This window comes from Lysinibacillus sp. Bpr_S20, from assembly GCF_023337835.1.
Taxonomy (GTDB): Bacteria; Bacillota; Bacilli; order Bacillales_A; family Planococcaceae; genus Lysinibacillus.
On the sequence record NZ_JALNLQ010000008.1, the window covers coordinates 67,437 to 89,807 of the forward strand.

General features: G+C 35.1%; 20 protein-coding genes and 1 tRNA gene. 12 read left to right on the plus strand and 9 right to left on the minus strand.

All coding sequences use genetic code 11. The features are described 5' to 3' along the window. Nucleotides 1–42 precede the first annotated feature (42 nt). The 3 genes from MWJ95_RS17970 to psiE form a co-directional block, all read right to left on the minus strand. Nucleotides 43–1,185 carry a fused response regulator/phosphatase gene (locus MWJ95_RS17970; protein ID WP_249106881.1) on the minus strand — a complete coding sequence of 381 codons (1,143 nt, stop codon included), beginning with the start codon at nucleotides 1,183–1,185 and terminating at the stop codon, nucleotides 43–45. Between the two features lie 347 nt (nucleotides 1,186–1,532). Continuing rightward, nucleotides 1,533–2,540 (minus strand): RNA-binding protein, encoded by a 1,008-nt coding sequence (locus tag MWJ95_RS17975; protein WP_249106882.1) that lies wholly within the window; start codon nucleotides 2,538–2,540, stop codon nucleotides 1,533–1,535. Between the two features lie 318 nt (nucleotides 2,541–2,858). Beyond that, nucleotides 2,859–3,314: a phosphate-starvation-inducible protein PsiE gene (gene psiE, locus MWJ95_RS17980; RefSeq protein WP_249106883.1), complete on the minus strand. Its 456-nt coding sequence runs from the start codon at nucleotides 3,312–3,314 to the stop codon at nucleotides 2,859–2,861. A 233-nt stretch (nucleotides 3,315–3,547) separates the two neighbouring features. Here psiE and MWJ95_RS17985 point away from each other — a divergent pair, with 233 nt between their 5' ends. Further along, on the plus strand, nucleotides 3,548–3,769 hold the full coding sequence (locus MWJ95_RS17985; RefSeq protein ID WP_249075352.1) for a phosphate-starvation-inducible protein PsiE: 222 nt from the start codon (nucleotides 3,548–3,550) through the stop codon (nucleotides 3,767–3,769). Between the two features lie 96 nt (nucleotides 3,770–3,865). Here the strand turns inward: MWJ95_RS17985 and MWJ95_RS17990 are convergent, their stop codons facing one another. Continuing rightward, on the minus strand, nucleotides 3,866–4,417 hold the full coding sequence (locus tag MWJ95_RS17990; protein ID WP_249106884.1) for a TetR/AcrR family transcriptional regulator: 552 nt from the start codon (nucleotides 4,415–4,417) through the stop codon (nucleotides 3,866–3,868). 138 nt (nucleotides 4,418–4,555) lie between these two features. On the opposite strand from MWJ95_RS17990, the gene MWJ95_RS17995 reads away from it, so the two are divergent. Continuing rightward, entirely contained in the window at nucleotides 4,556–5,107 is a 552-nt protein-coding gene (locus MWJ95_RS17995) for a hypothetical protein (RefSeq protein WP_249106885.1), read from the plus strand. A 118-nt stretch (nucleotides 5,108–5,225) separates the two neighbouring features. Here MWJ95_RS17995 and guaC read toward each other — a convergent pair whose 3' ends face one another. Next, complete coding sequence (gene guaC, locus MWJ95_RS18000; RefSeq protein ID WP_249075353.1) at nucleotides 5,226–6,209, minus strand: GMP reductase; 984 nt, start codon at nucleotides 6,207–6,209, stop codon at nucleotides 5,226–5,228. Nucleotides 6,210–6,499: 290 nt separating this feature from the next. Between guaC and MWJ95_RS18005 the strand changes: the two genes are divergently transcribed. Further along, nucleotides 6,500–6,919, plus strand: a complete 420-nt coding sequence (locus MWJ95_RS18005; RefSeq protein WP_249075354.1) for a VOC family protein — start codon at nucleotides 6,500–6,502, stop codon at nucleotides 6,917–6,919. Between the two features lie 92 nt (nucleotides 6,920–7,011). On the opposite strand, the gene MWJ95_RS18010 is transcribed toward MWJ95_RS18005, so the two are convergent. Beyond that, nucleotides 7,012–8,961: a methyl-accepting chemotaxis protein gene (locus MWJ95_RS18010; RefSeq protein ID WP_249106886.1), complete on the minus strand. Its 1,950-nt coding sequence runs from the start codon at nucleotides 8,959–8,961 to the stop codon at nucleotides 7,012–7,014. Between the two features lie 330 nt (nucleotides 8,962–9,291). On the opposite strand from MWJ95_RS18010, the gene MWJ95_RS18015 reads away from it, so the two are divergent. Next, on the plus strand, nucleotides 9,292–9,666 hold the full coding sequence (locus MWJ95_RS18015) for a VOC family protein (protein WP_249075356.1): 375 nt from the start codon (nucleotides 9,292–9,294) through the stop codon (nucleotides 9,664–9,666). An 89-nt stretch (nucleotides 9,667–9,755) separates the two neighbouring features. On the opposite strand, the gene MWJ95_RS18020 is transcribed toward MWJ95_RS18015, so the two are convergent. Further along, the gene (locus tag MWJ95_RS18020; RefSeq protein WP_249106887.1) at nucleotides 9,756–10,502 is read right to left on the minus strand and encodes a hypothetical protein; all 747 of its coding nucleotides are present in this window, start codon (nucleotides 10,500–10,502) and stop codon (nucleotides 9,756–9,758) included. Nucleotides 10,503–10,769: 267 nt separating this feature from the next. Between MWJ95_RS18020 and MWJ95_RS18025 the strand changes: the two genes are divergently transcribed. The 5 genes from MWJ95_RS18025 (at nucleotide 10,770) to MWJ95_RS18045 (ending at nucleotide 15,162) form a co-directional block, all read left to right on the plus strand. After that, complete coding sequence (locus MWJ95_RS18025) at nucleotides 10,770–11,939, plus strand: acyl-CoA dehydrogenase family protein (protein WP_249075358.1); 1,170 nt, start codon at nucleotides 10,770–10,772, stop codon at nucleotides 11,937–11,939. Between the two features lie 27 nt (nucleotides 11,940–11,966). After that, a complete protein-coding gene (locus tag MWJ95_RS18030; protein ID WP_249075359.1) occupies nucleotides 11,967–12,836 on the plus strand; it encodes a transporter substrate-binding domain-containing protein in 870 nt (289 codons plus the stop codon). A gap of 135 nt (nucleotides 12,837–12,971) precedes the next feature. Further along, complete coding sequence (locus tag MWJ95_RS18035; RefSeq protein ID WP_249106888.1) at nucleotides 12,972–13,679, plus strand: amino acid ABC transporter permease; 708 nt, start codon at nucleotides 12,972–12,974, stop codon at nucleotides 13,677–13,679. Between the two features lie 12 nt (nucleotides 13,680–13,691). Next, nucleotides 13,692–14,393, plus strand: a complete 702-nt coding sequence (locus MWJ95_RS18040) for an amino acid ABC transporter permease (protein WP_249106889.1) — start codon at nucleotides 13,692–13,694, stop codon at nucleotides 14,391–14,393. A gap of 13 nt (nucleotides 14,394–14,406) precedes the next feature. After that, a complete protein-coding gene (locus tag MWJ95_RS18045) occupies nucleotides 14,407–15,162 on the plus strand; it encodes an amino acid ABC transporter ATP-binding protein (RefSeq protein ID WP_249106890.1) in 756 nt (251 codons plus the stop codon). Nucleotides 15,163–15,213: 51 nt separating this feature from the next. On the opposite strand, the gene helD is transcribed toward MWJ95_RS18045, so the two are convergent. After that, entirely contained in the window at nucleotides 15,214–17,520 is a 2,307-nt protein-coding gene (gene helD / locus MWJ95_RS18050; RefSeq protein WP_249075363.1) for an RNA polymerase recycling motor HelD, read from the minus strand. Between the two features lie 1,390 nt (nucleotides 17,521–18,910). Here helD and MWJ95_RS18055 point away from each other — a divergent pair. The 3 genes from MWJ95_RS18055 (at nucleotide 18,911) to MWJ95_RS18065 (ending at nucleotide 20,994) form a co-directional block, all read left to right on the plus strand. Then, nucleotides 18,911–18,982 (plus strand) — tRNA-Cys (locus tag MWJ95_RS18055). A 346-nt stretch (nucleotides 18,983–19,328) separates the two neighbouring features. Further along, nucleotides 19,329–20,381, plus strand: coding sequence for a YHYH domain-containing protein (locus MWJ95_RS18060; protein ID WP_249075364.1), 1,053 nt, complete (start codon nucleotides 19,329–19,331; stop codon nucleotides 20,379–20,381). After that, nucleotides 20,371–20,994 carry a hypothetical protein gene (locus MWJ95_RS18065; protein WP_249075365.1) on the plus strand — a complete coding sequence of 208 codons (624 nt, stop codon included), beginning with the start codon at nucleotides 20,371–20,373 and terminating at the stop codon, nucleotides 20,992–20,994. Before MWJ95_RS18060 ends, MWJ95_RS18065 begins: the two co-directional genes overlap by 11 nt. A 65-nt stretch (nucleotides 20,995–21,059) precedes the next feature. Here MWJ95_RS18065 and MWJ95_RS18070 read toward each other — a convergent pair whose 3' ends face one another. Continuing rightward, entirely contained in the window at nucleotides 21,060–22,250 is a 1,191-nt protein-coding gene (locus tag MWJ95_RS18070; RefSeq protein ID WP_249075366.1) for a coenzyme F420-0:L-glutamate ligase, read from the minus strand. Nucleotides 22,251–22,371: the final 121 nt, after the last annotated feature.

Sequence of the window (22,371 nt, forward strand, 5' to 3'; positions counted from 1 at the left end):
TACCTAAGTTCCCCACAATAGTGGCTTAGGCAACGGCCCTATTTATGTAGCCTGTGCTTGAATCATTAATACGCACATATCATCTGTTTGATTCGCTTGTTTCTCCTTAGACAGTAGATTGTCGATTATACGTTGAGAATAATCCCATTCCGTAGATATTAATGTTTGTAAATGCTTCTCGGATTCCATTTCACATGGTCCCATTGCCTCTAACACACCATCCGTATATAAAATGATTTGCACATCTTCATTGTATTGAATAAATTGCCTTTGTACGTCGATCTCGTCGAAAAAGCCAACAGCACAGCTTCCTCGTTTTAATGGTACAAGCGTTTTTTCGTCAACTAGAGCATAGCCAGAAGGATGACCAGCGTTCACATATTCAATTGTTTTTTGTTTGGTATCTATCACTAAATAAATAGCTGTGAAGTAAAAAAGATTATCCTCTTTTCCGTTTCGCAAAAGTGTCATATAACGGTTTAACTCTTTTATAACTAATTCAGGATCTACTAATTGTTTAACAGCTTCTCTTAGGACAGAGGAAATAAACATACAAACAAGGGCTGCAGAGATCCCATGCCCCATCATATCAAGCAAAATGATGGCGTATCGGTGATCGTCTATTTTATGCCAATAATACATATCCCCTGCTAAATTAGAAGAAGGTAGATAAGATACTTCTATTTGAATATTAGCCTCATTTAAAGGAGCGCTCAAAAGGCTTCTTTGTACGTGTGTTGCTAGATCTAATTCGTATTGTATTTTCTTTTCTTGCTGAGTATGCCAATCTAATTCAGCCTTCAATCGTAAAGCAACTCGAATTCTAGCAAGAAGCTCGGTTTTATTAATCGGCTTTGTAATATAATCTACTCCGCCGATATCAAGTGCTTCTGCGAGCTTATTTTTATCTTCTAGAGCTGTGACAAAGATAATTTGAATATCTTTTAATTGTTCATTTTGTTTAATACGTTTACAAGCTTCAATGCCGTCAATTTCAGGCATCATAATATCTAATAAAATCAAATCCACTGAATTTCCTGTTGGATTTGGTGCATCTAACTGTAAATAATCAAAAAGCCCATAAGCAGATGTTAGAGAAACACAGTTATCATAACCTGCATTTTTTAATACTTTTTCAATTACAAATAGATTGACCTGATTGTCATCTACAAGAAGAATGGTCATAATGATTTCCCCTTATTCCGTTTGAGATTATTTCTGTATGCAGGTTTAAGTTACTTTTTAGCGGATGTCCAACCATCCACTGAACTATAGGAACTTAGTATAAGAACGCCCAGTCCTGTGGCATTGCCGAAATGACCGACATCGTGCCAGCCCTCATGTGGTCGCTTCGCTACGTTAGCACTGCGCTTTCGCACAAAAAAACATGTGCAATTATGCCGAGAGATATAATTGATTAACGCTCAACTTTATTATACAAAATAATAGGGGAATAACGATATTTTTGAAGGCGTATATAAATAAGTAAAGAGCCAACAAGAAGAGTCAGCTCTAAGAACGTATATTACTTTTTAAATTCTAGCCTTTTTAAAGCCACTATAAATATCAAATGCATTTGCGATGATGGCAATAGCAATGCTTACGAATAATATCCGGTCTATAGCAAACAAAATCTTAGCAGAAGTCGTATCAGTAATTGCGGCGATATAAGGAATAGCGGGACTGTGTATGAGATCAGGGTGAATAGCCAGGAGGATAAAAACAATGACTCCTGTACATTGAAGAAGTGCATTAGCTACGGCAATTAACAGTGTCCATTGGCCAGACCTCCATTTCCATAATGTTAAAGCTACGCTTAAAACGATACAACATAAAACGATTGGAGCAAAGGAAAGTAGGACATTCTGATTGAATATTGGCATAATAAATTTCAACCCGCCTTTATTATGAGAGGTATAGATGCCTAAAAGATGATTAGCATTGAAATAGACAAAGGAGAAAATAGCAATACCTATGAGACTGAAAATATTATCATGAAGTGAAATCGTTTTTTCTTTAGTGATTATTTTAACTTTTGCTAAATCATCGGGTGTCCATTCTGAATGATTTTTTATAAGGGGGATTCGAATGTTTTTTCCTCCAAATCGTTCGATGACAATGAAAGCAATTGTAATCCAGAACAGTACGTAGATGATTACTGAAATAATATGTGAGATCGTGATAGAAATAGTTTTAATCATAGCAGTCAGGAGTGCACCTTCTCCGTTATAGAGCACAATACTTTCTATCATTTGTACAATAATTGTTATAATAATTGCCCAGGGAATGACTAATTTTATTGTTCTAATATAAGTATCAAACACTTCTGGACCAATTATAAATCGTGATGTTTTTTGATAGTTTGCTGCAACTTCTACAGGATTTCCAAGCTTTTTAAGCACTTCCTTTATATCTGATTCTGAATAATCTTCAGGTAACATATTTTCAATAGTAGATTTAAGTTCTAGACTAGTTTTATCACGCTTTTCTTTGCTTATCCTTTTAGTTACTTCATGAATATATACATCAATCAGAGTCACTCTTTTCGTCTCCCTTCAATATTTCATGCAGTCCAAAGTTCATTTCTTTATGAATGGAGCCATATGTACTCAACACAACATCATAGCTTTACCTACTGTCAACATACAGCCCTATTCACACGTGGTAATACATGTTATTACTAAGAGCTGAAATTAATGTGAAAAAAATGATGAAAAGAGCGTACGTCTTAAAATAAATTTAGTGTAGGATGGGGATGTACATGAGCATCGCTGAGAAATTATTGAAGGAAGAGGATTTTTGATATCCAGCCACAAAAGGGCAGAGAAAGGCACACATCCATGCCATAATCGAAAGCGCTATTGTTCTTTATTCATAAAGAGTGATGAGCGTACAGGTCGTTCCAGTGGCGTAATATTAATAATAAAATAGCTTATAATTAATATTAAAATAATAAGTGAATAAATTAAGGTGTTGATCGGATGATCATGCTCTACGATAATTAATCGAATCATAGCCGTAATTCCTATATATATAAAGTACCTTAGCGGAAAATGATAATTCTCTTTAAAATATTTAATAATCATCGTGATAAATTCAAAATACAAAAAGAAAATAAGAATATTAGCGAGGAAAAGCTTATAGTCTCCACCATCGTTGTTAAAAATTAATATGTTAAGAAATTGGATAAGTTCTTTGCAAAGTAGTGAGGACAAAATAAGCGCTAGAAGTACAAGGCAAACATTTAGAAACAATTGTAAAGATTTCGGTATAGCTTTGATTAATTGTAAATAAGTCGATTTCTTTGGGTTCACAGAATTCCTCCAATCATGTAATTGTCCTTAGTGAATGTAAAACTAATAGGGAACACATAATCATATGGTACAGTGTCATCATTTTATGATTTGAATATAACATTTTATCGTAAATGTAAATGCGCTTATTTGTAAAGTTTTGGTATATATTCATGAAAGAAAGTTTTCAAAATAAATTAGCTGTATGCTAAAATAGATGTGCATGAATATAAAATGTAAAAGGGGTTTTTAAAATGGCTAAAGCAGCAAAAGAAGGAAAAATTACACCAGAGCGTTTAGAAGAAGCATTAAACGTTCGTGATCGTCTTATTATCGAGTTACTAGTACAAGTACTTGATGAAAAACTTGTAATTGAACGTCCAGTATTACGTGAGCGTGTAGCAAACCTTGTAGACCTTTCTGATCATGATGAAGAATTAAAAGAAACGATCCACGCTGTTATTAACAAACTATAATCTTTAGGAAAATGCTACGCTTAATTGGTAGCATTTTTTCTTTTGTTGGAAAGGTCCACGATAATTTCCTTATAAGGTGGACTGTAAAACCTTTAGTTAATCATTGGGTATCTCCATAAAACTGTTATATATTAAACCCATTTCTTCTGGACTTTCCGTACAGTCATCCTCTATCCACTTACAAAGAATCTTCCAAAACCCACCGGATGAATAAGCTATGCTATATTTAAGCATCGTGTCATTCACTTTATTTTGTTGTTTACATGGAAATAGATGTTGGATAAACGGTAAATACTCATCATATTTTTTTAGTATATAAATTAATAAACTGTTTCTCTCTAAAAGTTTAAGAAATGATACATGCTCTTGCCAAAACTCAAAATAACATTGGGTTACTGAAACATTTGTTAAATTATCTAAATTAGCTAGTTTATGAATATATTCATTAAATAAATAGTCTACATACTCATTTAGTACGTCATCTTTTGACTTAAAATTACGATAAAATGTTTTGCGAGCGAGTTGAGCTTTAATTACTATTTCTGTAATAGTAATTTCACTATATTCTTTCACTTTCATTAGTTCTAATAAAGTATTAATAATTATTTTTCTTGAGCGAATAGATATTGGATTTTTACTTTTTTCCATAACTTCCTCCTGTATGACACGAATAGCCTTGATTTGTATCACTTGCTTGGATTATATTGACTTCAAATTTTTGCTCAATTATACTTCAAATCATGAAAATTACACAAATGTGTATTTTAACCAATGTGAGGTGGGAGTATGTTTAGGCTAATTAATAAATTATCAAATATGAAAAGTGTTAGCATCCTACTTATAATTTTTTTATTTTCCATGTTTATGATGCGTAATGCAATTGCTACTTTAAAAGAAATTACAGGCGGAATAGGCATATTAGATTTACATTTTAGCTACACCATACAAGAGATTTACGAAACTTTATTTTTACAAGGGGTAGAAGGAAGATCCTATTATTTATCAACTTTTTTTATAATTGATTTTATTTATCCTCTTACTTATGCTCTTTTTTATTCGGTAGTGATTTCGTACTTTTTTAAAGTTCTAAAAATCAAAAATAAAATAGTAAACTTTTTTATTATCCTTCCGTTTATAGGTATGGCATTTGATTATTTAGAAAATCTTTTCTTAAGTATCATCCTCATGAAATATCCAACTAAACTTTATTATTTAGGGTTACTTTCTAGCTATAGTACAAAATTAAAATTCCTATGTGTTTATTTAAGCCTTCTTATAGCTATTCTTTTATTTTTAGTAATTTTATTTAAAAAAATAAAAATATCACATAAATTTTAATGGGTTAACTTTATGAATAGAATACGAGGGGGTGAAAAGATAGGGGATTTGTATATTTGCGAATAAAGAAAAGTAAATGAAGCTAGCAGAAATTTCCCGCTAGCTTCATGCTGGTTAGTTAGTATACTTTATCTCCATTAAAAATAGAGTTTTTCACAATTACATAATCTACATTTCGAATGGCATCTAGTTTATTGCCACCTGCATAGGAAATAGATGATTGAAGGTCTTGTTGCATTTCAATTAATGTATCTTTGATGCTGCCTTTATGTTCAACAAACATCTTCTTACCTTCAACATTTTTACGTTCGCCTTTTTGGAATTCAGAAGCAGATCCGAAGTATTCCTTCACAGTTTTACCGTCGATTTCGATTGTTTCGCCAGGTGACTCTTCATGACCTGCAAATAATGATCCGATCATTACCATTGAAGCACCAAAGCGAACCGATTTTGCAATATCACCATGTGTACGAATACCACCATCAGCGATAATTGGCTTCGTTGCAGCTTTTGCACACCAGCGTAATGCAGCTAGCTGCCAACCACCTGTACCAAAACCAGTTTTAATTTTAGTAATACATACTTTACCTGGTCCAATACCAACTTTTGTAGCATCTGCACCAGCGTTTTCAAGCTCACGTACTGCTTCAGGTGTACCCACATTACCAGCAATCACAAAGCTATTTGGTAGATGCTTTTTGATATGTTGAATCATACGAATGACAGCATTTGAATGACCGTGTGCAATATCGATTGTAATAAATTCAGGCACTAAATTAGCAGCTGCTAATTCTTCGATAAAAGGATATTCCTCATTTTTTACACCAACACTAATAGATGCAATTAATCCACGACTTTGCATATCTTTGATGAAATGGATACGTGCCTCTGGATTAAAACGGTGCATGATATAAAAGTAACCGTTTTCAGCAAGCTTCATAGCAAGACTTTCGTCGATAATTGTTTGCATGTTTGCCGGTACAACGGGAAGTTTGAATGTATGACCGCCTAAAGTAACAGAAGTATCACATTCTGAGCGACTTTCTACTATACATTTTGCGGGAATTAGTTGAATATCTTCATAGTCAAATACGTTATCCATTATAAACACTCCTAAAATACGAATATTTTTTAACTTTTATTTTAAATCGTTCGTCATTTGGTAATTTACATTATTTTCGAGTAAATGTCAAAGCTTTTATCTAAATAAATAAAAAATTGGCAGGAAAGAAAGCAGAATTTACAAATATAGCCGTGGATTAGTTTAGGGCGATAAATTTTCCCAAGGGAGTAAAAGTAGTTTGTAAATCAGTTTTATCTAAAATTTGTATTATTATTTACTATCCAGGTAAAATAGAATTGTTTCAAAAAATGATAAAGGGAGTGTTGGAAATGGCAGTAGAGGTTTACTTAATTTTTAATGGGAATTGTCGAGAGGCTGTATCTTTTTATGAGAAGGTTTTTAGCACGAACAAACCTGAAATTATGACATTTGGAGACTCACCACAGAATCCAAGTTATCCATTACCAGAGGAAGCTAAGGATCTTGTCATGCATACGCGACTTTCGATTTTTGGTAGCACTGTAATGTTCTCAGATACATTTCCAGGGCACCCATTCACGATTGGAAACAATATAACGCTAGCAGTTGTCTCAGACGATGAGGCTCAAATGCGAAAAGCTTTTGACGGTCTTAAAGATGGCGGCCAGGTTAAAATGGAGCTGCAAGAAACGTTTTGGAGTAAATGTTACGGCTCCCTTACTGATAAATTTGGTGTCGAATGGCAATTTAGTTATGAGGAAAATAAATAAAGTTCCATTATGCCTCGGCATAATTCTGTGACAGAAGTTAAAATTAAAAAGCACGATGTATGGAATTATCCATTCACATCGTGCTTTTCTTTTTAGTATTTAAAACGATTTACATAGCTTTGTAATTCATCTGCCATGTCGAGAAGTGCTTTTGAGGCTGCGGCCATTTCTTGCATCGAAGATAATGTTTGTTCAGTCGAAGCGGCAACTTCCTCTGACGCAGCTGCATTTAATTTTGCATGATCTGTTAGCTCAATAGCAGTTGCAGAAACTTCCTCGACTACTGCTGACATCTCTTGAGCAGATGCAGATATATCCTCCATTTTCGGAGCAATATCGCGTAGACTCTTAATAATGCTTGCAAATTTTGTACTTGTATCTTCTGTTAGTTGTAAACCATCCTGGACATCCGCGGAAGCCTTAATCATTGTTTGAACAGATTTAGCCGTTTCTTGCTGAATGCCAGCAATGAGTGCAGAAATCTGCTCAGCTGATTGATGGGATTGCTCTGCTAGCTTCCGCACTTCATCGGCGACTACTGCAAAGCCTTTTCCGTGCTCTCCAGCTCGAGCTGCCTCAATAGCAGCATTAAGGGCAAGCAGATTGGTTTGATCTGAAATAGTGCTAATAATTTCCAATATAGAACCAATTTCCTTCGTTCGATCATAGAGAGATTTAATCATCGTATCTGATTGTGTCACAGATTCATGAATAGAAATCATTTGATTCACAGTTTGTTCTACTGCTTGACCACCTTCATCGGCCAATTTTATAGCGTAGCTAGATAAATCTGAAACCTGCATGGAGCTATCAGCAATCTCGACGACACCTTTAGCGATTTCTTCAATAGAAACTGCATTTTGGTCAATGCTGGTTGTTTGTTTTTCTGTACTAATAGCAACTTGTTGCATAGCGTTAGTAACTTGTTCTGAAGCAGCTATATTTTGTTCGGCATTCGCAGATAATCCATGTGCCGAAGTCTGTACGTGTTGGGAGCTTTGATCAAGGTTTTGAATAAGTCTTTTTAAGTTAACCTTCATTGCGATAAAGGCTTCCCCTAGCTGTCCAATCTCGTCTTTAGAATGAATGTCAATAAACTCTGTTAAATCGCCTTCACTAATTTTGATAGCACTTTGTTTAAGTCGATTGATCGGATTAACGATCGATTTTATCATGAATAGCATAAAAATAATGCCAATAATAATAGAAATAGCGATGATTATTAAGTTGATATTAAAGGTCGAAGCAGCGGCTTTTGCAGCCTCGGCTGTAAACATTGTACCAACAACTTTCCAACCTGTTAGCTTATTTGTAACAAATTGTAACTGACGATCTTTTTCTATAATGCGACCACTATCTTGTTCATAGATTTTAGTAATATAGCTTTCTGTTGCTTCGGAGCCACTTTTTTTATCTGGCTGGGCAATATAAATTTTATTGCTATCTAAAAGTGAAGCAAAGCCAGTTTCTCCGATGCGTATATCATTCGTGATAGTACTTAGTGTAGATATATTTAAATCTAACCCTATTACCCCAGAACCATCTGGTAATGCCTGAGTAATCGTAAGAACGATATCACCTGTAGTCTGTGTAATGTATGGAGCTGTAATCGATACTTGGTTGTTGTTATCTAAAGCTTGTTTATACCAAGGTCTCGTACGAGGATCAAACCCACTAGGGTATTTTTGGGCAGGCTCATCTAGTAGTCTGCCATCAGAGGTTCCAATATAAATCAGCTCCACCTCTGGATGCATATTGATATATTCGTGGAAAAGAGATTTAAGTTCTGTAATGTTACCTTTTTGTAAATAAGATTGATTGAGCTTTTTTGAAAAATATTGAACGTCCTTTACTTTTGGTTCAATTGTGTTGGTAATATTCGCATTAAGCATGCGAACACTTTCGGTTGCGCTTGCTTGTTGTTCTTCTGAAATCTGCCTTCCAGCACTTTGGTAAGACACAATTCCAATTAACAGTGTTGGGATGATAAGCATTGCTAAAAATGAAAAAATGAGCTTTTTCCTTAAACTTAGTTGTTTCACTTGAATTATCCTCACTATAATATTTGTATTTTAAACTTATGTAATAACGCCCTTCGTGACCAACTTCCTATATCCTAGGAGGCGCATCGGATAATGACACCCCATATTATGGTGAAAAGTGTGTGCTTTACCGATTGAGGGAACTAATAGATGACTAGGCTTATTTTATCAAAAATAAAATAAAAGTTAAGTATTTTGTAATAACTGTTCGTTAATTGTAAATATAAATAAACTGATATTTTGAAATTCCCCTGAAAACCATAACCTTTAGATGACATATAAAGCTACTTTTTGATGTATACTAATGCTCAAAAGAGGAGGGAATTGTTCATGATTCGACAAATTGGACAAGTAATGTTGTATGTAAATGATCAAGATACTGCCGTGAAGTTTTGGACGGAGAAAATTGGATTTGTTGTACTTGCTGACCAGGAAGAGGGAGGCGTACGTTGGATTGAAATTGCTCCAACGAAAGAAGCCCAAACTACCTTTGTTTTACACAATAAAGAAGTCATTGCAAAAATGCAGCCTGATTTAAATTTAGGGACACCTTCTATTATGTTTTATGCCGATCATATAGAAGATCTCTATCAGGATTTTCAAGCAAAGGGCGTTAAAGTAGGAGATTTAGTCATGATGCCAATGGGTAGGGTATTTAATTTTGCTGATCACGAAAATAATTACTTTGCCTTAGTAGAAAAATAAATCTTTAAAAGCAAGAATCTGTTTCTTTTCAATTGTTCTGCGGAAATCTTACAGATCCTTGCTTTTTCTCTATATAAGTGCACAGTAACTTATTTTAAATCTTCTCCAAAAATCCCTACAGTTTGACGGTCAACGATAAATTCATTGCCATCCCATTTCAAAATATTTTCTACATAGCCTAATCCATCGGCATGAAATCTACCGGCTATAGCCTGATAAGCTAAAATCTCATATATTCCATCTCGTTCATAGTCCACTGGATACAATCCACTGATTGGATCTACCCATCCCTCAATTGGCTGCTTCAGTGTACCATCTTGATTATAAATTTCCGCTAAATAATCCGGACCTTTGTATTGTAAATCGATAATATATTGCTTTTTTGGATTCATACTACGAACAGCTACTTTGTATTGATTTTGATAATTGACCGTGTACTTTAGCTTATTATTAAATGATTCTGCATCAAAAATTGAGCGTATGTTGCCGTTTATAGAGGCAAATAGTTCACCGTTAATAATGCCTCCGCTACCTCCTGTATCAGAAATAGCTAAAATATCTTCAAGATGATTTCCGGTAAAGTCACCTAAAAAAATAGTTGGGTTATAGCCGACGCTTTGTTTTAGCATTATTTTTTCGAATTGGTGCGTCTGTCCGTAAAAGATAGCAAGCGTTAGGTTTTTCCACAAAGGGCTATCTGGTGTTTTAGTCCCCATCAAAAGAACTGTTTCAAGTAAGCCATCTCCATTAATATCTCCAAATTTCGTCTGAATAACCTGAGGGGCCATAGTTGAAATAGGCATATTATTTAAGGATGGATTAATATTATTCGTCATACATGCACCTCTTTCTTTAGTTTTAGCATATGTTGTAAATATTACTTGGTGAAAAAAGACGTGTTCATAATATGTATAAAACTTATAAAAAAACTTGTTATTAACCCATTGACATTTTTAAAAGTGAAAAGTATCATAAATGTCAACGAATCAGAAAATTCAGTACCACTCATCCTCTCGCTACTAATACGTAGTTAGAGATTTTTTTACAATTTTAATTCTTAGTAAGTATATATGTTTTATATATTTTAGGAAGAAGGAGATTTTTTGAAGAATTTATTTGTTAAAACAAAGCAACAGCAGTATTGGCTCAATCAGCTAGCATCTATTTCTGAACCAATCAAGGCTGAAGCCAAAGAAGTAGATGAACAATCTCGTTTTCCATTCGAAGCACATAAGCTACTTCTGCAAATTGGTTATCCAAAACTAACTTTACCGAAAGCGTATGGAGGAGAAGGATTATCAGTCTATGATATGGTACTCGTTCAAGAAACGTTAGCAAGCTATGACGAAAATGCTTCGCTCTCACTAGGGTGGACATTAGGTGTTGTAGGTGAACTATATGAGAAAAAGCTATGGTCAGACGATTTACTTAGTTCATTTGCTCAGGAAATAATGAACGGTGCCATTATCAATAGGGCTGCGAGTGAAGCGGCAACTGGTAGTCCAACACGAGGAGGACGACCAGGGACAAATGCTGTATCAAAAGAGGCAGGGTGGCTCTTAAATGGACGTAAAATCTTTACGACAGCCTCTCCGGTACTAGATTACTTCTTAACATCAGCGTGGATTGAGGAGGAAAATCAGATTGGTTACTTCCTTATTCATAAAGATGCCCAAGGGCTTTCAATTGAAGAAAACTGGGAAATGTCTGCAATGCGAGGCACAAGTAGCCATGATCTAGTTTTAAAAGATGTAATAGTCCCTTCAAATCATTTAGTAGAGTTACCAGGTCACCCAAGTGGTGGCAAGATAAATGGTTGGATTCTACATATACCGGCAACATACTTAGGAATTGCGCAGGCAGCACGCGATTATGCACTGCATTTTGCCAATCATTATCAACCTAATAGTTTAAATGCTCCAATTAGTACATTACCAAATGTGCAGCAACTTCTAGGTGATATTGAATTGAAGCTATATCAAGCACGCTTTGTGCTGTATGGAGTTGCTGAGGCTTATGATGACCCTGCTAGACGTGAACTTTTAGCAAATGAAATGGCAGTTGCTAAACATACAGTAACAAATTTGGCGATTGAAATCGTCGATAAGGCAATGCGTGTAGTAGGTGCGAAAAGCTTACAATTAACCAATCCATTGCAGCGCTATTATCGAAATGTTCGTGCAGGACTTCATAATCCACCGATGGATGATATGACTATTATTAAATTGGCAAATGCCGCAATCGAACAGCAGAAATCGACTGAAAACCAATGACAAAAACCATATAAGGGGACATGATATATGTTTAAACATAAGAAAAAGATTTTTCAATTGGCAGCAATAGGGTTTGCTTCACTTGCTATTTTAGCGGGCTGTAATTCAGGTGAAGCATCAGATAAAGACTCAGAGGATGGCGCGAAAGTACGTACAGTGAAGGTTGCATATGATCAGGCATCTAAGCCTATTAGTTATATCGATGATAACGGAAATCCAACAGGCTACGATGTGGAAGTCATGAAGCTAGTGGATGAAATGTTACCTGATTATAAGTTTGAATTTGTAGGGACGACTAGTGACGATCTACTAATTGGCGTTGAGCAAGGGAAATATCAAGTAGGGGTAAAAAATGCCTTCTTTACGCAAGAACGTACAGAAAAGTTTATTTTCCCTAAAGAATTTTTAGGTTTAAGTAGTGCGGGTTTAGTCTTACGTAAAGAAGATGAAGGTGTTAAAACATTAGCCGACTTTGCGAAAAAAGGTTATTCATTAGCACCAATTGCTGCGAATAATGCTCAATACACAATTATTGATGAATATAATAAAGCCAACCCTGACAATAAAGTGAAATTACAGGCTGGAGATGCGTTCACTGTCGATGTTGTGCAATGGGTAAATGAAAAACGTGTCGATGGCGGTATTATGATTGAAGGTCCATTTAAACAACAAGTTTTAGCAGAAGATGGCCCTTATCATAATTTAAAGGATGACGTAGTTTACAACGAATTTGCCGTTATTAAAACATGGCCGCTGTTCAATAAAAAGGAACAAGAATTTGCAGATGCTTACGATAAAGCTATAGCGAAAATTAAAGAGCAAAAGAAAACAAATGAATTAAGCACTAAGTTTTACGGTCGAGATTTATTTGAAGTGTTAGATTCTGTGAAGCGCTAATAGCGGTAGCTGATCAAAGAAGACTTCTCTTAGGAAGAGAAAGTGTTCTACCAAATAAAAGGCTGTTGAGTCAGTATACTCAGCAGTCTTTATTCATACAAAGGAAATTATAGAAATATAGAAGTTGGTGAGGAAATGGAGAAGTATTTTGATGCATCATACATTTGGAACTCGATTCCTGTATTATTGCCGTTTTTAAAAGTTACCTTCTTAGTCGCAGGGTCTTCCATTGTACTAGGCACTATATTTGGTTTACTATTAGCGGCTGCCAAGCTAAGTTCAATAAAATTGCTACAAAGATTAGCAAACCTATATACTACGATTATGCGTTGTACACCATCTATCGTCTTATTATTCCTCGTATATTATGGTGTTCCAGCGTTAGCCGAAAACTTCGGCATAAATCTCCATTCAATTGAAACGGCCATTTTCGTAGTCGTAACGTTCACTTTGCAGTTTGCGGCGATTATGTCAGAAGTTATTCGTTCCGCTTATTTAGCAATTGATAAAGGGCAATTTGAAGCGGCTGTTAGTGTTGGATTAACGCCACTTCAGGCCTATCGCCGTATTGTTTTCCCACAGGCGCTCGTTATTGCTTTACCGAACTTCGGAAACGGTATGATTGCCTTATTACAGGAAGGGGCACTTGCTTATACAATCGGCTTAATTGATATTGTTGGAAAGGCAAATTTAATTATCGCAAGTAATATTAATGCACATGCATTAGAAATATTTATTGCTTTAGCGATTGTTTATTGGGTACTGTCGATTATTATCGAAAAATTCTTTGCTATGCTGGAGAAGTTCTTTGGTAAGGGGAAAAAGACATTAGAAACAACGTAAGGAGGCATAATCGTGAATTATCAATTTTTAGTTGAAACATTTTTCGTTGCATTATCAGGTGTACCTATCGCACTCCTTGTGACAATTGTTGCTATGTTTGTCGCTCTGCCACTAGGCTTTCTACTAGCACTAACACGGATCAATAAAATACCAGTGATCCATCATATAGCGAAAATTTATGTCTCCTTTGTCCGAGGTACACCGATAATCATTCAAATCTTTATTATTTATAGTAGTATCCCATTACTACTAAAAATTATTTTTGAAAAATATAATATTGCCTATGATATTTATAAAATCAATCCGATTTGGTATGCATTTATCGTCTTCGCATTTAGTACAACCGCCATTTTAATAGAGGTATTTCGTTCGGCTTTAAGCACGATTGAAAAAGGTCAGCTAGAGGCTGCCCAGGCAGTAGGCTTAACAACATTTCAAGCCTATCGCCATATTATTATTCCGCAGGCTTTAGTAGTAGCTATGCCAAATATTTGTACGGCTACAGTCAATCTCATTAAAGCGACGTCTTTAGGCTATGCAATGTCCTTACCCGAAATTACATTAAAAGCTAAGGTAGCTGCAAACGTTGGCTACAATTACGTAGAAGCATATATTGATATTTTCATTGTGTACTTAATTTTATGTAGTACAGTTGAATACATTTTTAAACGCTATGAAAAACATTTAAGTAAATTCAAAGTGGCAAAAGCCTAAGGGGTGAACGAGTATGTTAGAAATTAAAAATATCCATAAATCGTTTGGTGACAATGAAATTTTAAAGGGTGTCGATTTAGCCATTGATAAAGGCGATGTTGTTGTTATTTTAGGCCCTAGCGGCTCAGGGAAAACAACATTATTACGTTGCATTAACTTTTTAGAGAAAGCAGACCAAGGGCATGCGACATTTGGCGATATCCAAGTAGACTTTCAAAATGTGAAGAAGAAGGACGTACATTCTATTCGTCAACGTGTGGCCTTTGTATTTCAAAACTATAATCTTTTCACGAATAAAACAGCGCTAGAAAATGTGACAGAAGGGCTTATTATAGGACGTAAAGTTCCAAAGGTAGAGGCCATTGAAATTGGCAAAAAGGCGCTCGATAAAGTAGGCTTATCAGAAAAATATGATGCCTATCCAAGTCAATTGTCTGGGGGTCAACAGCAGCGAGTTGGTATTGCAAGAGCAGTAGCGTTAAATCCTGATATTATTTTATTTGATGAACCGACTTCTGCACTTGATCCAGAGTTAGTAGGAGAGGTCCTTCAGGTTATGAAAAACATTGCAGCTGAAGGAACAACGATGCTTGTTGTCACACATGAAATGGGTTTTGCGAAAGATGTAGCAAACCGGGTGATTTTTATGGACGGTGGTGTCGTAATAGAAGAAGGAAGTCCTCATGATATCTTTGTGAATCCAAAAGAGGAGCGCACGAAGAAATTCTTAAAGCGTGTTATTCCAGAGGATTATACGTACTACATTTAAAGATAATGAAAGAAAAAGAAGAGAACCTGCAAGCATGCAGATTCTCTTTTTTTAAAGCTTTAAAAAATGTGTTAACTCGTTCAGTGAATAAATGTGCAGTTCATGCATAGCTCGTGTACAAGCTGTATAGAAATAATTACGTTCTGTTTCTCTAGAATAATTAGCTGCGGAGGCATTGTAGATCAAGACAGCATCGAATTCAATTCCTTTTGCCATATAAGCAGGTAACAGTAGAATACCTTTTTTAAATTGTTTTGTATGACGCGTAATGAGTTGAATATCTACGTGGTCTTTCATTTGATCATAAACCATCGTACACTCTTGCTCTGTTTTACAGATGACTGCGATCGTTTCGAAACTTAGGGACAAGCTGTTTATCTTTTCGACAAGCTGTTCAGTTAAGTCTCGTTCATTCGGAACAATCGTGATCGTCGGTTCGGGACCAGTTCGATTAAAGGCTTCTACTTTGGCGTCCCCATGTAAAATTTTCGAGGTAAGGTGAATAATTTGCTTTGTTGAGCGATAACTTTTCGTTAATATCATTTTTTCTGCTTGTTCACCATACAATTGTGGTGTTAGCAGTGAAGGGTTTTTAAAGGTATGAGGATGGATGGTTTGATGTCCATCGCCCAATATAGTCATACGTGCACGTGGGAATAATTGTTGTAATACAAATAGCTGAAATGGAGAATAGTCTTGTGCTTCGTCAATTAAGACATGACGAATCATCGTATTTGTTCGTTGACCTTCTATTTTGTCCTGTAAGTATAAAAATGGAGCGGCGTCTTCATATGAAATTATGCGTTTTGCTAAATTAGGTAGTGTATGTTGACAGATGTCTTCCCATTGCTCGGGTAAAAGATTCTGTAATTGCTGATGAATAGAGTTGTTCATATCAAATAATTGTCGATAAATGCCTAACATATGAACGAACTTTAATTGTTTTACAGATTGACGAAGTGGCTTGAACTTTTTTTGGACAATTTGGATGGCTATTTTCTTACGCTCTTGCTCAAAATCATCAAAGGAGTTTTCTGAAAACCGACCTTCATGTAAAAGCTCGCTATAGGTTTTTGTATACTCTTCAATGTCTAAAAGCTCACTAGCTTCTTCTACCCATTCTTTCGCCCGTTCTGCTTTTTCAATTGTCGATAAACGTTGTAACAACCATTCTTTCACTAATTGCAGTCGATTTGGGATGGGCATTGTGGCATTGAACGAATAAAAGTACTCAGCAATTTCTTGAGCTCTAATTATTCTTTCTCCGCGGAAAACAATATTTTTAAATAGCAAACCTTCGCGTGCAAGGTACTCAATATATTTGTCCATTAATTCTCGATATTGGAGGCTAGCTTTAAACGAAATAATCGTAAGCTTCGTTTGATAAAGCGAGTCATCCTTCTCTGTTAAAAGTGACTCCAATTGCTCATAAGGATATTCCAATTGGAACTGTCGACCTAAACGTTTTGTTGCATATTCGGAGAAGGTTAATTGCTGCATATTATCTTCACCTAAATCAGGTAAAACCGTATGAACATATTGATTAAAGAGTTGATTAGGTGTAATCAATAGTATTTGATCAGCAGTAATTTGGTCTCGATAATGATACAACAAATAAGCAACACGTTGGAGTGCAACTGCCGTTTTTCCACTACCCGCGACACCTTCTACAATTAGATAAGGAGTGCTGACATGTCGAATTATTTGATTTTGCTCAGCTTGAATCGTTGCTACGATACTTCGGATATGTTCGTTTGCATTTTGGGCAAGTATATCAAGTAATAAATCATCACCAATCGTTAAACCTGTATTAAACATCGATTGTAATTGTCCATTTTTAATAATAAATTGCCGTTTTAAAAGCATTTCACCTTCGATTTCTTCAGTCGCTGTTTCATAAGTAGCTGGACCAGGCGTGAAGTCATAATACATACTTGATATAGGGGCTCGCCAATCATAAATTAATATGTTTTCATTCTCTTCATCCATTAAGGTCGCTACACCGATATAAATCTTTAACGGTTCATTATGACCATCCTGTAAAAAATCAATGCGGGCAAAGTAAGGTGATTGCAGTAAACGGTCATAAATTTTGATATCTTTGATGGCACGCTGCTGAGCATGCTGGGAATCGGATAAAAGCTCTGCCTGTTGTTTAATAGCATAATAGGTCTCGTCTATGTCCTCTGGCGTATCTAAATTCACTCTGACGTCATCCCAAAAGGTTTTCTTTAACGTTAAAGCAGTGTCTCTAACATCCTTTTCCTTTTGAAGTAACTCCTCTTTTTTGTGACCAACTGTGTTTAAACAAAGAACAAGATTCTGCTTTTCTTCTGTCCATTCATATTGCTTTTCCAACGCTCCTCACATTCCTCTCCATATAATTATTTGTATGGCTTTTTAATCGGGAAATTTATCATACAGCTAGTTCAGAAAGAAGTATAGTCTAGTAATTTTGGCAAATTTATGATATAATAAAATCACAAAAGAAAATCAATTTTTTAATAAAAAGGGCGGTTCTGCGAAAGCAGGAACAGTCCTTTTTCTGTAGCTTGATTTCTGATTTTTTACCTCTTAGCATGTGATTTTTTTATCATAACGTAAGGTTGATTTCCGTTCCGACTGCACACTTTGCATGATGTTGATCACAAAGGTGTTATCCTATTTGCTCACTCTAAAGGTCTCGTCTGTTGACGCTGATTCCCAAGCATTCGCCCCGCCTTCACTCCAATCAGCTTATATTCACGTTCTAACAAATGTTATACATAATTTACATCATTTTAACCCTCAAACCCCGAAATTTAATCTCGATACTTTAAAACTAAGGCGGTGGTTAATTTTCGATAAGTAAAAAGAATGGAAGTTAATCTTTAGTTGAAGAATATATTTTTATAAGGAAGAAATGAAGGATATAGCGATTAGAGCGTGTTTTTTAAAGGGTTAGCAAAAAGCGGAAGTTCGCTTATTCTTCAAGTGATGCCATTCGTCAAGAAATTATTTGGTGATGCTGCAAGGTAGGATCGCAAATGGTATTTTGTTTTTTGTGTGAGTGTTTTAATGTGGCTGATGATCAATTTGTTATTGTTGATGCGACAAATATTGGGTAGGGATGTGGGTATTTTTTTAGGTAAATTGTTGTGTTGTGCGAAAGTTGTATATTATTATTTTGATATTATATTTTTGTTTTGTATATCGTAAAATTAATAAATAAAGAGGGGTTTCCGATAGTGATGATGGAAAAAATGAGAGGGGATTATAGATTTTCTGATATTGGGGGAGGGGTAGAAGAGGTTCATAATGTACATGAAGGAGCCTGTATTAAATCTCAAAAGAGCAATTTCTTTCACAAATCCAGAGCCTGCCCAAATATGAGGAGCTTTTTATAAATATATGAAAGAAAACAGTGCATTATGCAACTAAACTAGGAATTAAAAAGGTGCCAGTATTATATCGGGGTATTTTTGATGAAGAGAAAATAAAGAAGATGTTACAGGAAAATTACTTCTTTGAGGTGAGCAGGGAGGGTATGTTATTAGAAACGCAGCTGCCTTCCATTATGATTTTCAATTAAACCTAGGGAAATTGGTGAGACAGAATCATGTTCAAATAACCGAACATTGGTTAAATGAAGAAGTAAAACCTAATAATTGAAATAAGTGTGATTTGAAAGGATTTAATCTAATAGAAAACAAAAGGACTGAGGAAATTGTAATTCTTTAACGTGAAATTAGTACTATATAATGAATATGAGTAAGCATGCAGTGGTAGCATATCCCTTTACAGAATAGGGAACTTACAGTTTCGATTCCTGTCTTCCTCACTTAATGAAATAATAGATAAAATTAGTTTTGTCTTTTGACAAGTTTCACGGGTCTATGAGTCCTCTTTTTGTGAATGTTATAATGAACCCCATAAATAAAATTGAGATTGATTTGATCCCCTCTAAGTAGACAGTGTAAAAAGGATACTTAGGGGATTTTTCTGTGAACGGGGTTACAATCGTCTTCTTAATTGGAATATTTGCTTTAAAACTAAACCTACTCCCATTTTTCTCTTTTATCTTTGATTTTTTAATAACAAAAACGGAAATAGCAAAATCGTACTATGCTTCATGGGAAATATGATATAAGATAAAATATGTAAATTATTATAATTAGGAGGAATAAATGGTGAGAGTTGGTTATTTGTCGAAAATTAGTGTTTTAGTATGCGGTTTTTTACTACTACTATTACCGTTTACAGCAAGTGCCCATCCAGGTAGAACGGATAGTAATGGAGGACATACTTGTCGAACTAACTGTGAAAAATGGGGATTAGAATACGGAGAATATCATTATCATAATGGTGGTAGTACATCTAATAGTAGTAGTAATATATCAAAACCAGTTCCTTCAACACCGGAGCCCAAAATAGATGAGGATCAAGTGAAGGCGGAAAACTATTATACAGTGGCAACGAATCTATATAACAGTAAAAATTATAAGGAAGCTATTGGTGAACTTGAAAAGATTTACGAATTAAATAAAGATAGTAGTAAAACAGATAGTCTTATACAAAAGTCTGTGTATGCTATATATGAATTAGCTGAATCTAAGGCTAATACTGGGGAATATTCGATAGCTAAAGATTATGCAGTTTATATCAAAGAAAATCGACATTCTAATGATGTGATTAAGCAAAAAGCTAATGGTTTATTAAAACAAATGGAAGACAATGAAAAAATAGATGAATTACTTTATAAAGCAACAAATGCTAGGGATGAAAAAGATTACGAAGAAACCTTCGGCATTATCCAAGAGGCTCAGAAGATAAAAGAGTTGGATAAGATTAAATCTTTTTATAATGAAACGGTAGAGTCTTTAACGAGCGATGCAGAAGAAGCATTTCACCAAAAGCAATATAAGGATGCTAAAAAGCTCTATAAATTATTGGTCAAAAAAACAGACACACCAACAGTAATCTCACAATATCAAAAGAAACTTCAAAGATTAGAAGGGGAACAATTACTACAAAAAAGCTTTGATATTAAGACGGCTGATATTGAAGGGAGGTCTCTTTTTAATCATTTAATGGAAGATGAAAACAATACACAGTATGATAAAAATATTGTAAATATATTAAAAGACTCCTTACATGTAGGTACAGATAACGCTAGGAAATTTATATTTAATATTAAAATTGAAGAATTGTTAAAAGGGGGAAAGAAAGATGATGCATAAACCAGAGTCAAAACTTAGAACCCCGTTTTTTAAAACAGCTTGGTTTATGTGGTTTTGGTTAATTATTTTTCCTCCTTTGGGCGTATTTCTTATGTGGAAACAGGGGAGGCTTACTAAGAAGAAACGTACTATAGCTACCGGCATAGCGGGTATCTACTTTGTCTCTCCAATGATAATTGGAATGGCAATGACGCTGCCTCTTTATAATAATCAAGAAGAATTTATAGAGGCATTCAATAAAGAAGTAAAAAAACTAGACTTCTCATATTCCCTTGAAAATACAAAGAAAGATGCAGAAACAATTACTTCGAAGTTGGGTAAGGATATTACTTTAATTGAGAGCGTTGATGAAAAAGGCGCAGTACATGAGTTGGTTATGGTGGGGCAAGGTGAAGGGGTGGATATCATACTTTCTATGGGATTGTTAATCGGTATGACAAACCCGGACTTAAACCAAAACGAGATTGGCGATGTTTTGAAGGATTTACGTTTGTTTGACGAAAGTTATGAATATCAAAAGAATGAAACAACTGTCGAGAAAGATACGATTCGCTATAACCTAAAATATGATGAAGCTACTGGTGTAATATTTAGTGCTTCCAAAGTAAATTAGTATATAAAAATATGAATATGTTAATAGAAAAAGTGCGAGCAATCAGCTCGCACTTTTTTTGAAAGTTACTTGGTATAGTTATCGAAATAACCTTGAATATAAATCATCGGTGTCCCTTTATCGCCTGAACCAGAAGTTAGGTCAGATAGTGAACCAATAAGGTCTGTTAAACGACGAGGTGTTGTACCTTGGGCAGCCATTTTTCCAGTTAAATCTTCATCTTTATTTTGGATATACGCAGAAATGGCTTCTTTTAATTCGTCACCACGAAGATCAGCAAAATCGTTATCTGCTAAGTATTTTAGTTTTACTTCGTTTGGCGTGCCATCTAATCCAGCGGTGAAAGCCGGTGAAACAACTGGGTCAGCTAACTCCCAAATCTTACCTACAGGATCTTTGAATGCACCATCACCATAAACCATGACTTCAACTGTTTTACCTGTAGCTTCTTTAATTTTTGCTTGAATGCCATCAACAATAGGTTGGCAAGTATGAGGGAATAATTTCACGCTATCTTCGGTAGCTTTATTAGAACCAAGAAGACCATACTCTGCATTAAAGCCAGAACCGTTATTAGATTCAGATAAAATATTATCAAGACTGTATACTTTTTCAGCACCATTTGCCGTAAGAATACGTTTTGTACGTAAGCGTGTATGAATATCACAAGTTAATACACTCTTCGTATAGTCTAAAATTGTTTTTGGGTTATTTGAAAAGATTACTTCACAAGAAGCGCCTTCAGCTTCGATTAGTTCTTTATAATATTCGATATAATCTACGCCTGTAAATGTATGTTTTTTATAGCCGAAATGCTCACGGAATTCAACTTCAGTTAACGTATCTGTCCAAGGGTTAATGCCTTTAACATCTAGTTCATCAATATCAACTAGGTGATTCCCAACCTCATCGGATGGATAGCTAAGCATAAGAACAACTTTTTTTACACCCTTTGCAATACCACGTAAGCAGTTAGCGAAACGATTACGGCTTAGAATTGGAAAAATAACACCAACAGTATCATCACCAAATTTAGCTGCTACGTCAGCCGCGATATCATCAATAGATGCATAGTTACCTTGTGCACGCGCTACGACAGACTCTGTTACTGTGACAATGTCACGATCTTCAATGGAATAGCCTTCAGCCTTTGCTGCATTTAATACTGTATCAACAACGATTTGTTCAATGTTATCGCCTTCGTTAATAATTGGACCACGAAGACCTCTTACTACTGTACCAACTACACGTTCCAAAATAATCTCTCCTTATTAAACAGGTAAATGTATGTTAAATAAAACCAATATAGTTTTACTATACGCCCCTTTAATGATATAAGTAAAATTAATAGTTCGTATAATAGCTATAAGAGGTGCT